Below are 1,494 nucleotides of genomic sequence, written 5' to 3'. Positions count from 1 at the left end.
TCCTCTAACTTTATACTCTGAATATTTTTGATTTTCAACCCAATATTATCCTTCTGAATTAGGATTGTTTTTGCCAGAACGACGCTCGTAATAATTAATCTTAGAATTCTAATATCTTAGAAAATTTTAGACTAATTTTCTCATTAATTGATGGCCAATTATATAGCAGATAGTAGCCTCTAAATATAGGATGTGTCCAATAGAGGCTATTGGGATTTTGATTTTTTCTGGAAACTACCCAATACCCAGTGATTTTAGCTGAAATCTTTACAGGATAAAGATTAGAGAACCCAGAGATTAACCCAAATATACCCAGACCTACCCAGAGATTACCCAGAACTACTGGGTTAAATTGGGTACATTTCTGGGTGGTTAAATACTTACTATGATTTGGTTTCAGCTATTTCTACTGGGTTCTGGGTAAATGCTTTAAATCTCAATCGCGTTCCAGAGCCTTCTAATTGCCCATAGCCCATTTCAGCCAAATCCTTAAAGTAACTTCTGGCCACTTGAGCAGTAAATTTAGGTTTAACTTTGTCAAATTTCTTGCTAGTAACAATATCAGAACCAGATAAAAATTTATCCTTTCTTTGACAATAATCTAAGAGACTTTTTAGCATATCAGAAAGTGCTGGTTCAGGTTTCAGCAAACGAACTTTTTCAATAAAATATTGTTGTTGAACTATACTGTCAAAAGCCACTTGACAAACTGACTGAGGAATTAAATTAGTTGGTTTATTTGGATAGCTAAATAATAAATGAAGCAACCCACAATGCCTCAGAAACTTACCAGGAAATTTATTCAAAAACTCAGCCATAATCTGGTTATTTTCCTCCATCGCTTTAGTTTCCATCAAGCTGATTTTGGTCACAATATATTTAAAAGCATCCGGCGAAAACATAAATTTTTGCCCTGGTAGTTGGGCAGCCCAAACCAATAATTTATAAATATCCTCAGTAACGTCAACTGCACTGCCACCTGAAATCACTTCTTCTAAGGTTAGTGGTTTGTTCTCCATCCATAAGTAGTTGAATCTGGCAAAATGACCTGCACTGCGAAGGTTTGTCTGACTCAATAAATCCTGAAATACCCCCGGCTGTATTCCACCAATAATCCCCATTTGGCAGTTAAAACTGTTACCAGTCATTAAACTACCACCAAGGAAGAATTTGGGGGTGGCTTGGGCGATGAGACGCTCTGGAATGAATTTGCCAAGGGCTTGTTTTATTGCTCCGGCAATATTGACCACCCAGAAAGCTATCAAAAACTCAAAGCCTTTTTGAGTGAATTGGATGAACAACGAGGCACTTTGGGCAATCGGGTGTTCTATCTGTCTGTCGCGCCCCGCTTCTTTGCCGAAGCCACTCAACAGCTTGGGGCAGCAGGAATGCTCAAAATCCCTAGCAAACAACGCCTAGTGATCGAAAAGCCTTTCGGTAAAGATCTTACCTCGGCCCAAGTGCTAAACCGGATTGTCCGTCAGGTATGTCCAG

General features: G+C 38.7%; 1 protein-coding gene and 1 pseudogene. One reads left to right on the top strand and one right to left on the bottom strand.

The window, feature by feature from the left end; genetic code table 11:
- Positions 1–383: 383 nt before the first annotated feature.
- Positions 384–1,148, bottom strand: a complete 765-nt coding sequence (locus tag F6K27_RS33160; RefSeq protein ID WP_287300978.1) for a DUF3987 domain-containing protein — start codon at positions 1,146–1,148, stop codon at positions 384–386.
- Positions 1,149–1,163: 15 nt separating this feature from the next.
- On the opposite strand from F6K27_RS33160, the pseudogene F6K27_RS33155 reads away from it, so the two are divergent.
- A pseudogene (locus F6K27_RS33155) lies at positions 1,164–1,494 on the top strand (glucose-6-phosphate dehydrogenase); the annotation flags it as partial.

Origin of the sequence: Okeania sp. SIO2F5 (assembly GCF_010692685.1) — a bacterium.
GTDB classification, from domain to species: domain Bacteria; phylum Cyanobacteriota; class Cyanobacteriia; order Cyanobacteriales; family Microcoleaceae; genus Okeania; species Okeania hirsuta.
The sequence above is the reverse complement of the archived record's forward strand: the minus strand, read 5'-3'. Positions and strand labels throughout refer to the sequence as shown.